15 protein-coding genes are annotated in these 14,801 nt (G+C 26.7%); 8 read left to right on the top strand and 7 right to left on the bottom strand.

All coding sequences use genetic code 11. From position 1 onward, the window contains the following. Positions 1 to 105 precede the first annotated feature (105 nt). The 8 genes from JK211_RS14560 to JK211_RS14525 all read left to right on the top strand — a co-directional run bounded on the left by JK211_RS14560 (position 106) and on the right by JK211_RS14525 (position 6,903). Entirely contained in the window at positions 106 to 531 is a 426-nt protein-coding gene (locus tag JK211_RS14560) for a hypothetical protein (RefSeq protein WP_212709400.1), read from the top strand. Positions 532 to 607: 76 nt separating this feature from the next. Then, positions 608 to 916, top strand: a complete 309-nt coding sequence (locus tag JK211_RS14555; protein WP_212709399.1) for a hypothetical protein — start codon at positions 608 to 610, stop codon at positions 914 to 916. 22 nt (positions 917 to 938) lie between these two features. Continuing rightward, positions 939 to 1,727, top strand: a complete 789-nt coding sequence (locus tag JK211_RS14550; protein WP_212709398.1) for a hypothetical protein — start codon at positions 939 to 941, stop codon at positions 1,725 to 1,727. Positions 1,728 to 1,849: 122 nt separating this feature from the next. Continuing rightward, positions 1,850 to 3,037, top strand: a complete 1,188-nt coding sequence (locus JK211_RS14545) for a hypothetical protein (protein ID WP_212709397.1) — start codon at positions 1,850 to 1,852, stop codon at positions 3,035 to 3,037. 100 nt (positions 3,038 to 3,137) lie between these two features. Further along, positions 3,138 to 4,295 (top strand): hypothetical protein, encoded by a 1,158-nt coding sequence (locus JK211_RS14540; protein WP_212709396.1) that lies wholly within the window; start codon positions 3,138 to 3,140, stop codon positions 4,293 to 4,295. A gap of 206 nt (positions 4,296 to 4,501) precedes the next feature. Continuing rightward, complete coding sequence (locus JK211_RS14535) at positions 4,502 to 5,095, top strand: hypothetical protein (RefSeq protein WP_212709395.1); 594 nt, start codon at positions 4,502 to 4,504, stop codon at positions 5,093 to 5,095. A gap of 67 nt (positions 5,096 to 5,162) precedes the next feature. Continuing rightward, positions 5,163 to 5,624, top strand: coding sequence for a hypothetical protein (locus tag JK211_RS14530; protein WP_212709394.1), 462 nt, complete (start codon positions 5,163 to 5,165; stop codon positions 5,622 to 5,624). A gap of 79 nt (positions 5,625 to 5,703) precedes the next feature. Next, positions 5,704 to 6,903 (top strand): zincin-like metallopeptidase domain-containing protein, encoded by a 1,200-nt coding sequence (locus JK211_RS14525; RefSeq protein ID WP_212709393.1) that lies wholly within the window; start codon positions 5,704 to 5,706, stop codon positions 6,901 to 6,903. A gap of 28 nt (positions 6,904 to 6,931) precedes the next feature. Here the strand turns inward: JK211_RS14525 and JK211_RS14520 are convergent, their stop codons facing one another. From JK211_RS14520 to JK211_RS14490, 7 genes are all read right to left on the bottom strand, one after another. Beyond that, on the bottom strand, positions 6,932 to 7,339 hold the full coding sequence (locus JK211_RS14520; RefSeq protein WP_212709392.1) for a hypothetical protein: 408 nt from the start codon (positions 7,337 to 7,339) through the stop codon (positions 6,932 to 6,934). 1 nt (position 7,340) lies between these two features. Next, entirely contained in the window at positions 7,341 to 7,871 is a 531-nt protein-coding gene (locus JK211_RS14515) for a hypothetical protein (RefSeq protein WP_212709391.1), read from the bottom strand. Next, the gene (locus JK211_RS14510) at positions 7,846 to 8,409 is read right to left on the bottom strand and encodes a hypothetical protein (RefSeq protein WP_212709390.1); all 564 of its coding nucleotides are present in this window, start codon (positions 8,407 to 8,409) and stop codon (positions 7,846 to 7,848) included. The genes JK211_RS14515 and JK211_RS14510 overlap by 26 nt, the downstream gene beginning before the upstream one ends. A 171-nt stretch (positions 8,410 to 8,580) precedes the next feature. Continuing rightward, positions 8,581 to 10,899, bottom strand: a complete 2,319-nt coding sequence (locus tag JK211_RS14505) for a DUF927 domain-containing protein (RefSeq protein ID WP_212709389.1) — start codon at positions 10,897 to 10,899, stop codon at positions 8,581 to 8,583. Positions 10,900 to 11,000: 101 nt separating this feature from the next. Next, on the bottom strand, positions 11,001 to 12,029 hold the full coding sequence (locus tag JK211_RS14500) for a hypothetical protein (RefSeq protein WP_212709388.1): 1,029 nt from the start codon (positions 12,027 to 12,029) through the stop codon (positions 11,001 to 11,003). 20 nt (positions 12,030 to 12,049) lie between these two features. Beyond that, positions 12,050 to 14,248 carry a hypothetical protein gene (locus JK211_RS14495; protein WP_212709387.1) on the bottom strand — a complete coding sequence of 733 codons (2,199 nt, stop codon included), beginning with the start codon at positions 14,246 to 14,248 and terminating at the stop codon, positions 12,050 to 12,052. A 177-nt stretch (positions 14,249 to 14,425) separates the two neighbouring features. Continuing rightward, positions 14,426 to 14,791: a hypothetical protein gene (locus tag JK211_RS14490; protein ID WP_212709386.1), complete on the bottom strand. Its 366-nt coding sequence runs from the start codon at positions 14,789 to 14,791 to the stop codon at positions 14,426 to 14,428. Between the last annotated feature and the right edge of the window lie 10 nt (positions 14,792 to 14,801).

The raw sequence follows: 14,801 nt of genomic DNA, 5'->3' as shown, positions 1-14,801 counted from the left end.
TATTAATATAAAATATGAAGGTGATTATTATTGTTTTATCTAAATTAAATAGTGAAGAAAAAAATAATCAAAATAATCAAAATAATCAAAAAAAAGGAACAATTAATGTTAAAAACTAAAGAAGAAATAGAAAATTGGTTAGAAGAATATGAAATTGAAAATTATGTTATCAATGAAGATTTAACTGTTGATATTAATGAAGATGTTGATTTAAGTTACAGTAAGATTAAGTTTTTTCCTTTTCAATTTGGAATAATTAACGGTGATTTTGATTGTTCTCATAATGATTTAATAAGTTTAGAATATTGCCCTAAAGAAATAAAAGGTTATTTCGATTGTTCTCATAATGATTTAATAAGTTTAGAATATTGCCCTAAAGAAATAAAAGGTTATTTCGATTGTTCTTATAATGACTTAACAAGTTTAGAATATTGTCCTGAAGAAATTATCGGATTTTTTAATTGTTCTTATAATAACCTGAAAAGTTTAAAACATTGCCCTAAATATATAGATGGTGATTTTTTTTTGTAATGATAATAAGTTAATAAGTTTAGAACACTGCCCTAAAATAATAAAATGTGATTTTTATTGTGTTAATAATCAGTTAATGAGTTTAGAGCACTGCCCTAAAATAATAAAAGGTGATTTTAATTGTTCTTTTAATGAATTAACAAGTTTAGAGTACTGCCCTGAATTAATAAAGGGGTTTTTTATGTGTGATGGTACATGTATAGAAATAAGATCGTTGTGTTATTTTAATAGTGTTATAGAAGGTAAAATATACGGTCTTTTTGGATCTAAAGAAAAATTCTTAAATGAGGTTGCTAAACAAAAATTATTAAAAGAAAAAGAAAGTTTACTATCGTCAATAAACAATATCCAGACAATAGATATACCAAAAAGAAAAAGATTATAACAAAATTAAAGAGGGAAATATTATGGGTTTATATAAATTAAATATTGAAGAAAAAAACACAAAACTACAAGAAATAATAAACTGGTTAAATAAATTTGAAGTTAAAAACTATGTTATAAATAAAAACCTTATTATAGATGTTTATGGAGATGTAGTTTTATGTCGAAGACAATTAACTGAACTACCTTTTAAATTTGGAAAGATATACGGATTTTTTAATATTGATTTTAATAAAATAAGAACATTAAGAAACTGCCCTGAAGAGATATACGGTAGTTTTTATTGCTCTTCTAACTTATTAAAAGATCTAAAATATTCACCTAAAATTATAAATGGAGATTTTCATTGCTATTATAATAGGTTAACCAGTTTAGAAGGGTCACCTAAATATATAAAAGGGAGCTTTGATTGTTCTTCAAATCAATTAACGAGTTTAAAGTATTGTCCAAATAAAATAACTGGGAATTTTAATTGTTGTGGTAATAAATTAAGAAGTTTAAAGCACTGCCCTGAAGAAATATATGGCGACTTTGAATGTAATGGTAATAGAATAGGGAGTTTAAAGTACTGTCCTAAAATAATAAAGGGTGGCTTTTCTTGTTACTCAAACAAAATAAATGAGAAATCATTGATTGGATTTAATAGTCACATAGAAGGTTATATAGTTAGTGATGTTGGTTTTGATGAGGAATTTTATGATGAAGTAAAAAAACAAAAATCAATACATAGAGCAATAAAAGAAAAAAATGTATTGTTATCTTCTATAAGTGACAGTGAGCCGGTTAGTAGAAAAAAAAGAAAAAGATTATAATGAGTAATTGTTAAAATAATTTTAGTGTTTGAATATGGCATTTTTAAATTAATGATTGATATTATTTTATATTTTTGCTATATATACTGATAAATAAATTAATATACAACAAGAGGTTATTTATGTTTGAAACTAAGGAAGAGGTTAGGGAATGGTTAGAAGAATATAATATTTATAATTATTCTATAAGAAATGATTTAACTGTTGATGTAGAAGGTGATGTTAATTTATGTAATGAGGAACTTGATTTTTTACCTGTTAATTTTGGGATCGTTAAGGGGTGTTTTGATTGTTCAGGGAATTTTCTTGAAAACTTAAAAGGTTGTCCTACTGAAGTTTATAAAGATTTTAATTGCTCTTTAAATAATCTAACGAGTTTAGAAAATTGTCCTAAAATTATAAAAGGTTCTTTAGACTGCTCAAAGAATAGAATAACGAGCTTAAAACATTGCCCAACTAAATTAGTTGATTTTGATTGTTCCATTAATAAACTCAAAAGCTTAGAGCACTGCCCTAAAGAAGTAGTTAATTTTGATTGTACGGGTAGTAGATTAAAGAGCTTGGAACATTCCCCTAAAATTATAACTGGTAATTTTCTCTGCTCTTTTAATTTACTGGTTAGTTTGGAACACTCCCCTGAGGTTGTAAATGGAGACTTTTATTGCTCTTATAATAAACTGCTCAGCTTAATGTATTGCCCTAAGGTTATAAATGGTGGCTTTTATTTTTCATATAATGAAATTACCAGTTTAGAATATTGCCCTAAAGAGATAAACGGCGATTTCTATTGCTCTCATAATAAATTAATAAGCTTGGAATTTTGCCCTGAAATAATAAATAGAGATTTTAGTTGTTCTCATAATGAATTAGTAAGCTTGGAGTTCTGCCCTAAAGAGATAAACGGTGATTTTTATTGCTCTAATAATAAATTAACAAGCTTGGATTTTTGCCCTGAAATAATAAATGGAGATTTTAATTGCTCTGAAAATATAATAAATAGTTTTGATATACACCCTGAAAAAATAGGCGGGGGGTTTGTTTTTGAGTTACGTTTAGACCATTTAACATTCAAGATTAAAGGTTATTCTTTGTTTATAGAAAGAAATATAAATAATTTAGTAGATATGAACATTCAAGGATCTTTTTCTGTTAATATTTTTGATTATACTAACAAAGATAGAAGAATTTTGTTATGCGGTAAAGATTATGAAATAATGAAACTTAAAGTAAAATCATCAAGAGAAAAACAAGAGTTTTTAAATAATTTCAATGTTACTGATACATATAAAATTATCAGAAGAAGGGTTTGAATTTTTAAATAAAAATAACTTGTAGATATTAATTGATTTTATTTAATATTAGTGTTATATAATATTAAACAATAAATTAATATTATTATAAGGGGTTGGTATGGAGTCAATTGAAAAAATAAAAGATCTGGTTTATAAAGATTTTATGACTGGAAAGTTGAGAACATCTTTTGATTGTTTTGTTTATAACGATCTTTTTTCTCAAAAGAATAGTAGTTACACGGAAAGTAAGTTAGGAAAAATGAATGATTACTATCAGGAACTAAAAAACAATAAAACCAGCAATGATAATAGTTATCTTGAGTTTTATAAAATAGACATCCCTGATTTAAAATTAAAGGAAGAAGTTGAAAAAGGATTTTTTTATTTACTTAATAACCTTGATACTGAGTTTATGTCTAACTCAATGTTGCTTGATATTTTTAATGCCTTGCCGACTTTTGATTTGAAAATTGAATTTGCAAAAACTCAAAAGAAATTCTGTAAAGTGTTATCGTATACTCTTGATTTTAGCCCAAGTATTTTTAAACAAAATTGTGAAAAAGATATAAAAATTATCAGTAAATCCGTAAAAAATAATTACTGTAAAAGAGTAAAAAAAGATAAAAAGTATTTTCCGAAAATAACAAAAATACAGGAAAAGTATTTAGTTAAATTTATGGAGTATCTTGATTTTTCTGTTCAAAATGGAAGGCAATTAACTAATATTTTTAACAGTTTTTGTGATCTTGGACTTGGTGATATTTTCATTGAAAAAACACTGAAACAATTCTTTTGTTATCCAAAAAATGAAGAATTATGTAACTATCATTATAATATTATATCTAAAACAAAAGGCCATATTACATTTAAAAAGGTAAATACATTTTTGACTGAATATGTTAAAAATAGCGAGAGTATAATTTTAAAATTAAAGTGTCTTGATTTTAATACTTTAGAGTCTTTAGATTTAGTCTATTCAGGAAGTTATTTTTTCGACAAAGTAGAAACATTTATCGAAAGATATAAAAATCAGGTAAGTAAAACAATTGATTTTCTTTACGATTTCAATAAAAAAACAAATTTTAAATTCATTGAACTTGAAGAAATGAAAGATTTGTTAAGCATTAATAATGATATAAAATTAAATCGTAAAACAGTAGTTGAACTTGAGAAAGAGTTTCTCCTTCTTCAAAATAAATATTTAAATTTAAATATCTCAAGTGTATTAATGACTAATAATTTATCTACAAAAAAAAGAGCAATAAAACGACTATAAACTTGACAAGTTTATAGAATGCTTTAAAGTTATGGTATAAGTTACTTTTAATGATGTAATTTATTTATTTGTTTGTTGAAGACACTTCCTTTTGTTAGTTTAATTTTAATTTATATTCGTTATTAAAGCCCTTTTTAATTAAAGGGCTTTTTATATTTACTTTTTTTTATTTTATATTATAATCAAAATAAAAAGGGAGGTTTGTTATGGATAAATCAGAAATGGAATTATTAAATGAAGAGTTTTTATATTGTGATTATGAGAGATCAAAGGAGTTAATTTCTCTGGGTTGCAACCCTCATTATGTTAACAATGAGGGTATGAATGCCTACTTTTTTCAAAACTCCTTCTTTCCTGAAAAATTTTCTCTCTTACAAGATAACAATGTAGAGATTTTTGATGATGCTTTAATTGATACTAATCTCACTGTGAGCATATTATATCATCCTGACTTTAAACACCTTAAACCTTTTCTTACTCCTGTTAATTTATTCAATCCTGATTTCCTTAGAAAGATTATTTACGATGAGGATAAAATAACTTTAATTCTCTCTATGATACTCAATCCTCTTTATAATGCTGAAGAATATTATGAGCCAACACTCTATGAAGATTTAATTTTGGATTTAGAACTTAACACTTTAAGTAATATTGTATTGAGATTTGATGAGGATAACGAAAATGAAACATACTTACATTTCTTTATAAGAAACCAGAGAAGAATATTACTCTCTAACGACAACCCATCCATTTTTAATGAATTAATAAATGAAGAAGAAATATTTTTAAAAAAAGAGTAAATAAGTATTGTTTTTCATTTTACATTTCATTAATATGTTTTTTCCATTTTAACTAAAGGAGAAAACTATGGATAAAGAAGTAAAAGAAGTTTTTTTAGTAAGATTGAGTAGAATGAAGTTTATGAGCTGGTTTTTAGATATCGGCCATTTTATTGCTTTGTTTTTATCTTTGCTAGCATATCATTTGTTAAATTCATTTGATAACGAGGTATTAAAGCAAATAGGCTTTCTTTTCTTACTGTCAACTTTCGTTCAAGCACTAATATTCGGTAGGTTGAAGTTTTTAGTGACTTTAAATGATTTAGTTGAGTCTACTGAATATAAACAAAATGAGTTTTTAAGCTTTAATCCGTTTAAAGTGTATAATAATACTCTCTATTTTTTAAAGAAATATTTATTGAACTTTAATAAGGGTTATGCGAGGGAGTTTCTGGCAATATGTGTATTTTTATATATCCCTGCTATTTACACTTCAATAAGTTTAATAAGTGTTCCCACTTATCACGAACTTTTAAAACACATTTTATAATAAATATGGATCGTTTAATTGCTAATGACTTTTAAACGATCTATAATAGATTAACAATAAAAAACAAAAGGTAAAAAATATGACAAAATTTAATAACTCAACAAAATACAAAAAGAAATCATATAAAGAAGTAGCACAGGAGAAAAAAGAAAAGCTTAATTCTTTTATTGAGGACAGAAAGAAGTTTTTACTGGATATGGTAAATAATAATATTGAAAAAAAACTTCCTATCTGGAGTACAGGAGTTGTATTAAATAAGAATATAAACCCTGTTTCTAAAACATTTTATAAAATTCACAATAATATTGCTCTTGGATCTCAACAGTATTTAAGAACTGTTTGTAACGAGACAGATAAAGAGCACCCGCTAGCTGGATTGCCTTTTTATATGACTTTTAAACAAGCAAAAGACAATGATTTAAATGTTAAAAAAGGAAGTTCCGCTTATAATATTATTAAACTTTTCTCTATGAAAGTTGATGAAAAGGAAATAGAAGACGAAAAAACTGGAACTGTAGAAACAGTGGATGTTTTCGCAAGAAAATCATCACTTGATAATGTTTTTCACATTAGCGATATTGAAAATTCTAAAGAGCCTGGTGTTCTACCCCCTAAAATACAGCATTATATCGATATCTGTTTCAATCCCCCTGAAAAAAACCAGTTATCACTCTTAATTGACTCATTGATCGAATCATCACCTTGTGATGTCGTTAGAACTTCCTTCTTTAAAGGTCAATCTTCATCAGGTGCTTTTTACGATGGTTCTTTTGATAAAGTTAATGTTGTTCCTTCTTCTATGTTCACAAGTCAGTTAGAAGAGTTTAGCACCATTGCTCACGAAGTGTCACATAGTTGGGGAGTAGAGAGTAGATATAACAGAGAGTCATACAAGAGATATTCTAAGAGTAAAATAGCCAGAGGTGAAGAAGAAATAGTTGCTAATGTTAGTGCTCAAGCTGTTATGTCATACTTTAATATAAATATAGGTGAAGAAGAATTAATTAAAAATTTTAATAAAAATCACGACACTTATGATTTTGGTTGGTTCTCTAAGATTGCTAAAGATGAAGAGTTAATTTTAAGAGCATTTAAAAATGCTGAAATCACTTCAAATAAAATAATTAATGATATTGAAAGTAATTTATTATTAAAATTAAAAAACAATCCTGATTTAGATATTCCTGAGTTTCTAAAGGAAAGGCTTGAAATAAAACTCAATGAAATTAATGAAGTTAATGAAAACAAGATTAATAAAAAAGAAGGGTTTAAAATTTAATAAAAAAAGGGGGGAGACCCCTTTTTTTTTAAATTCCTTTATCTACTAATTTTGCTCTTATTTTTTCAGCCCTCACAAACTTATTAAAAGAAACATCAATGTAGATATTGTTGTAATATTCTGCACTTTCTTTTAAAATGATTAAATCATTAAAATCGTTTGAATGTCTATTTATTATATCTCTATGGCTCATAATTTCAACTTTACATTTATCAAAAATAAAATCTCTTAATAGAATTCTCTCACTAACCATCTTAATAATTTGCTCTTCATAATAATCGTATTTATTTGTGTTTATAAGATCTTTTATTTCACTCTTGCTTAAATTATTAATTGGTTTTTTGAAAAAAAATTTTTCTAAAAGATAAATTGAATATTCATAAATCGTTTCAAATTTAAAACTAACATAGCCTTCTTTGTTTTTCTCCATATCCATATTAAACCCCCTCCTTTGGCTTTTTTAAGTATTCACTAAAACTCAAAATCATCAACCAGTATTCCATCCTACTTATCTTCTTAACTAACTCACCACCTTTATATATTTCAATGTAATCACAAACTAAATCACCGGGGTACATATATTCAAAGCAAAAATGTAATGAAAAATCGCTTTCTGGTAATATAACAATATATGTATTAAATAAAAAATGCTCTCTTTCATCCATATTAAATTGTTTAATTAAATTATATCTTACATCCGGCAATTCAACTTTTAACTCAATATTGTTTTCATCAATTTTAAAATTAACAGAAAGATCTTTCAAAATTAATTGGTGAGTTAAAAATTGATGAAAACTATACTGATAGTTATTTTCCTTCCCATTAATTATTGTTTTTTTGGTAAATTCAATTTCTTTGTATACTACATCATTATTATAATAATCGAGATAAGAATTATACTTTTTATTATCAAAAGAAAATTCCATTAAATTAATTAACTGTTTACTTCCAATTTTTATCTGTCTCATTTTTTTCTCCTTTTTTTATTCTTTCAATATCTTCTAATTTCCTTATATTTTCCACTTCTTCTTTTATAGTCTCAATTTCATTATATATTTTATTTGATTTATAGAAAGAAGATAGTATTTCTTTTAACTGTATGTTTTCTTTATCTAAAGTGTTGATGTTTTTATAAAGATTTAATATTTTATTTTGTATATCAGATCTAACTTCACTTTGAAATTGTTCATATAATTTTAATTCAAGTTCATTTTTTAAATTATCATAATACTCATAAATGAATTCATAAAATAACTCTTCTATACCTTCTGTCTTATCTTTTAGATGTGCTCTATTTTCAGTCCCCCCCGTAAAACGGAATCTATTTTTATAGATAAAATCACAATATTTAGGCATTCTCAATTTTACTTTCTTCTTTGATTGTTGTTTTTCTATATCATAACTTATGATCGATATCTGCATTATAGAACCTTCATTTTCAGTAACACTCAATGTCGTTAATAATTGATATACATTATTTTTGCTCGTAATTTCTTTAATTAGCATATAACCTCTCTTTTTTATTTAATTAAAATATTGGTGAATATAATATTATTTATCATTTTAATTTAATATTGTCAATTATATAATATTAAATATTTTAATAATAAAAGATAAAAAGCAATAAAAAAGAGCCTTTAAAGGCTCTTTTAATTAATCTTGTTTTGTTTTCTATATTTAGTTATCAAAGAAAGCATTTAAAGCATCAACAACTTCTATATCTTTTTCTCTTTTTATTTCTGTTGTTTTTACTGGTTCAGGTAAATCTTTAAAATCAATATCACTTTCGATTGTTTTATAGGTATCAACCCCGGCAAGATCATTAACTAATGATTGTAATTCCGCCTCATCGTTTATCAAATCTCTTAAATTAATATTGAATTTAATTAACCCGCTAACTTCTCCGTTAAAAAAATCACTTTCATCATTTCTCAATCTCTTAACCCCTTTAACTACTTTAACTCTGTTTTTTCCATTTTTCTCTATCTTAAACAGGTTTAAACTTTCAGCAACTTCTTCTAATTTTGATTTAGTAAAAAGTTCTCCGTTAATATAAAAATCTTCTCTTGATATGATAACTTCGCAATCAAAATCAAACACATCATCAAAAACCCTGTTTTGTCTTATTGAGATATGTTTAGGGCTTGTTTGGGAATTTAATTCGTGTGCTTTTTCAGTTTGTATTTTAACTTTTCTTTCTTTTGAGCAATCTTTACTTTCCATACTGTAGGCAAAATTTGACCAATAAACAGATTGAGGTGAGTAAGCCACTGCTCTTAAAAGCCTAATAATCTCTTCCTTACTTTTCATTTCAGGAGATTTTACTAATAACTCTTTTTCTAACATTTGTTCGTAAATAGTTAAAGCCTCGATACAAGCATTCGCTGCTTTTTCGCTGATGACTTCTCTTATTATTTCTATGCCAATACTCATATAACATAAAGTAGAGAGCACACGATCTTTTTGTTCGTGATTTTCTAAAAGTTTTCTATCTTTATACTCAGCCATTTTTTTATCATAGATACCTTTTAAAAGGTGTCTTTTTCTTTTTAGAAAATCAATCGCTAAGTTATATCCCCATCCGTAATTTTCTTTTAGTAGTTCAATACAAGTATTAACTTTTAAGTTGTAAACAGTATTTCCGTTTTGGTCTTTTAGTTCAGCCCCGTCCTCGTCATACAGAGGTTTTTCAATGAAAGTGTGTAAATCAGGATTCATAATGTCGAATTGCTGAACCCTACCTTTTAAAGCCTCACCTTTCAACTCGGCATCTTTAACACTACTTACTATCTTGTCTAAGTTTTCATTACTGGTTGAAATGATACTACTGTAAAAATACTTACTCTCAGCCCCTGATTTCTTCCTACCACCACCATTGGCCAGACTTACTTGTTGTGAGATAGCATTACGGGGATCTTTCACAAACAGATCATCATACTCTTCTATGAATACACAGAAATTGTTCTTGTCATAAAGTTCATTCTCAAGCCCTACGAATGTTGACTGGCTATTACTCACTCCCAGGTTCTGGTTAGTGAAGTTGAGTAAGATACCCAACAGTATTGTGCTCTTACCTTTGTGTGGAGGACCATACAGGTTAAAGTTAACATTGATAACAGGGTGGACTTCAAACATACCTTTCACTAAAGAAGAGAAACCAAAACAGTTTCCCAGGGCGTACAGTGGGGAGTTAATGATTAACTTCTCTTGTGTCTCTCTATAGATACCATAGGACCCCTGGCAATCTAAGTATTCATAGTTATCACCGATGTATCGATGATGGTTAGGGGTAATGTGTTCTAAGTCTGCTATAACGATAGTATCTACACCTGTACTCTCATCTTTGACTACTGCTTTCTTGATCTGCCAGCCTACTGTTTTATAGCCTTCTCTAACCGGTGCTATTGCTGATGTGCGAGATAGTATTTTGCTCAATACCTTTTTCTTAGAATGGTCTTGCTCAGTCCCCCATCCACGATCCTGATGTTTTGGAGTAGAGCCTTTTGCATCGTATGTGAACATTTCATTAGAGGGGAGAGAGCACATACAGTATCGACTTTTTCTACTGTATTCTTTACTTTCGTCTGTACTTAAACCAGATATTTTAAACTTAATACTGTAATGAACTTTTTTATCACGAGCATTTTTCGGCTCTAAAATTCCACAACAGATAATGGGATAGATAATTTCTAAATCATAGATAAAAACATTATCACTTTTATCACTGGCTTTTGTATAAACCCCTTCGCTTGTCATAATGTATTCATTATCTTCATACCATAATGTTTCCTCTTCGAATACACTAAAATTTTCATTTGCGAGTAAATCAAGAGGTCTATGATCGTGATATTGAACAGATTGAATCGGTTCAAATAAAACAAAATCTTCAATGTAAGATACTTTTATCTCTCTCAAAACAGTTGAAGGTTCGTTGTTATCTAAAAGTTTGTAAGTTTTAAATTTTTTATTATAATCAATGTCTTTTTTGTTTGTCATATTAACACCTTTATTTTTTATTTTAACCTCGGTAATATAACCGCGATATTACTGTAATATTACGGTTATATTACCATACTAATATATATACATTAGTTTGATTAAATGTAAAGTAAACTTTTTAAAATATTACTACTTTTTGCTTTTTCGTATTGAATGTCGTTTTCTTCAACAAACTTATTATCTTTAAAGTAATAATATTTATACTTTTCATCAAACAGAATATCTATAGTGTTATCATTAAAAACATAAAACTCAGTGATGTAGTTTTGTATCTTTTCTTTTATAAAATCAACATTGTTATCTCTAACTGATTTTCTATAAACAGAATTGAAAAGGTTTAATAAGTCACTTATATTAGACTTTACACAAGTAAATCTACAGTTCTTCCTGAATAAATCTAACATTATAAAATGTAGAGGCAAGTTTTTAGAGTTATCGTCTTTGAATAAACCTCTTTTGAATTGATATTCGCTATAAAAAACGAAAGTATCGCTAAATTTATTATTCGCTTTTTTTGAAATAGAATTAGAGGTTAATTTATATAGATTATAGTAATCACTCGGTTTTTCTATTCCAAAAAATGAGTTAGCATAGATATTATCATTATAAAAGTAACTTATAAAATTATCGTGCTGTTGATAATACATTTCGAATTTTTTAAGTTCTTTTAATAAAAGTTTGAAACCATACGATTTCAAACTTTTATTAATTTCTTTAACGAAGTTTTCTAATTTGCTTTTTCTTTTGAAATCTAACTTTTCATAATAATATTCATTAATAGATATTTTAACAATGTCAGTTAAAATATCTTCTAAATCAAAAGAGTTATTAACTCCTTCAAATCTACTCAATAATTGAAGTTTTTCTAATATTGTATCATTTTCTCTTAAAGTTGACATTAAATTTTTAATTCTATCTTTATTATTGGAATTAATTGTATTATAGAAAATAGCATACTTTGTGTATTTATAATAAACAGAAGGAAGTTTTTTTAAATCAATGTTTTTGATTTCATTCTCTTCTATAAAGTTACTTTTTAATTCCATTACCGCCGGAGTTTCCCCCGGCTCTTCATTTTGTTCAACTAACTTTTCTAAATCATTCAAATACTCTATTTTTAGATCCATAATATACCTTCCTTTTTCTTTTATTTAATTTTTGGTCCATTGTTGTTGTTCTCTTGTTGAGTTTTAACAAATCTGTTTGCGATTTTATTACTACCATCTGAGTCATCTTTAAAACTTTCAGTTGAATTCAAAATCTCTTTAAATTCTTGCTCACTCATTAATTCTGGTGCTCTTTCGAAAAAGATTTTTGAAATTAACAGTAAATCGCTCTTTAAAGACTCAGTATTGTTATTCAGTTTTTTATTCTCGATATTTAATTGCTCTTTATCTTTAGTGAGTTTGTCTTTTAGGTTTTCGGCAAAAGAAATATCTTGTCTTAAATTATCGATCTCTTTATCTTTGAGTTTTATTTCTTGATTGAGAGTGTTATTATCAATTTCGGCTAATTTAACTTTAGATAATGCCTCTCTAAGTTTTATAAGAGCATCATTCTTCTCAATATTTTCTTGATTATATTGTTCTGTAAGTCGTTTTGTTTTTTCTGTATAATCGGTTTTTATTCTTTCGTTTTGCCCTTTTAAGTAAACTATTTGCTTATTAGACTTATCAAGTTCATTTTCAAGTTCACTGACTTTACTCATCAACAAATTATTTTTATCATTTGATTCAGACAATTGTTTTTTAACAGAGGAAAGTTCAGTTTCTTTTTCTGTCAAGTCCTCTTCTAATGTGGTTTTTTCTATTTCTACCTCTTTTAGTTCAGCACTCAATTCTTCTATTTTTTCATATTGTTCTTGAACTTTGTTAGTTAAACCACTGTTTTCATTTTCTAATGTAGTGATAGTTTTTTTCAATTCACCATTATCTAATTGTAAACCATCTCTTTCTTCAGTAATTGTTTCAATATTTTCATTGAGAGTTTTAATTTCACTACTTAAAGAAGTATTGTTTTCGATTAAATCTGAATTTTCTTTTTCGAGTTTAATTTTATTTGAATTTAAGTTATCATTAACAATGTGTAGCTCATTATTAATGCTTAATAACTCTTTATTGCTCTCAACAATCTTTATTGTTTTAGATATTTGATTGATAGCATCAAGTTGTTTATTTAACTCTTTGTATAGTTCTCTTGAAAAGTTATCACCTTCTTTTAAAGCATCAGTGTTTTTAATACTGTATGTTTCTAATAAACTTGAATTAAGCTTTTCTTTTTCATCTTCTGTTTCGTTATTTTCAAGAATTTGTTTAATATATTCATTTTTTTCATTTAAGGTGTTATTTAAACTTTTAACTTGTTGAGTGAATACAGCGGGTTGTGTAGGTGAAGTGCTTTCAGGTTGAGTGCTTTCAGGTTGAGTGCTTTCAGGCTGAGTGCTTTCAGGCTGAGTAGTCGGAGTGCTAACAGGCTGAGTAGGTGATAATGAGGATTTTATGTTATTCACAATAGAAGTACCCAGTCCTGTCGATGCTGGATTAGCACTGCTTTCTGTGGAAATTTTAAAAGCAAATCCCGGAGTTTTTAATGTCTCTATTTGAGTATCATTCAAGCGATGTGTTAAATTATTTTCGATTAACTTCTCGTTAATGTATTTTGATAAAGCATCAAAAAAGGTAATTTTTTTATCGCCAGACTCAAGACCAAGAGTGTTATCTTTCTTATTAAATGCTCTTGAATTGTATGTGATATGTTTATGAGCGAGTTGATTATCCTGTATATGTGTGTTCCACTCTAATACAGAAAAAGGACCTTTATATAATTCATTATTTTGGCCAGACTTCGTTGCCTCGAATAATAAATCAGGATCTCTCATAATCTCAACAACGGCTTTTGAGTAATTAATAAAGTTCTTATATCCCTCTTTTCTCTCTTTTAAGTCATTACTTGTCATTAATAATGAGTCGGAATATAAAGGATATAAAATAAATGTATTTTCAAAACCATCTCTTTCTTCAATCGCTTTTTCTGTCGATTTTTTAACTTTATGCCCTTGAGAAATAAGGTGATCTTTAACTTTTTTTGGTGAGTATATTAAATCATTATTATTTTGAAATTGTTGAATAATATCAAATAATATATCTTCTTCTAAATAATCATCAGTAAAAGGATTGTTGTATGTAGCACTATCGCCAAGTGATTTTAAATATTCAACCTCTCCTTTTTCATTATTATGAAACCCAAACTCTTCACTATCTGTCAGGGTTTTACTCATATACCTTTTAGTTCTTTCTTTACCTGTTTCAGTACCTATTTTTTTTACTAAATTTACATTTGTTGCCATATTTTCTACCTCTTATAAAGTTTTTAGTAATATATATTTTTATAATACATGATAATAAATTACATCTATATAATTAACTTGTAAATAGCAAATTCTAAAAAAACATATGAAAACCTAAAAAAAATTAAAAAAAACTATCGAAACCTAATTAAAAACCTAAATAATCAACTTTATTGTTTACTCTTTAATAAAACCAACAATCCCTTTCCCTTCTTTTTCTAACATATCAAGAGCATATTCTAATAATAATGTTATTGCTTTAGGTTTGTTTTTTTCATTGTATTGCTCCAATCTTTTATTTGTTGAAGGTAGTATTTTTAAATTCATTTGAATAAGATCTTCTTTTTTAAACCCTCTACTTCCTAAAACTCCGAACAATTCAATTTTCTTGTCGTCTGTTAACTCATATGTTATGGTTTTTTTTGGTTTTTCTTCGTGAACTTTTTTTTCTTTTTCCTTTTCTTTTTCTTCTTTAAAAAAACCACCTTTTACAAAACTTAATATATCATCGTGATTAAAATCACTTATTTTTTTATCTGTCATATTTACCTCT

This window comes from Tatumella sp. JGM130 (assembly GCF_018257525.1).
Taxonomy (GTDB): domain Bacteria; phylum Pseudomonadota; class Gammaproteobacteria; order Enterobacterales; family Enterobacteriaceae; genus Tatumella; species Tatumella punctata.
This window is presented reverse-complemented; position numbering and strand designations above follow the sequence as displayed.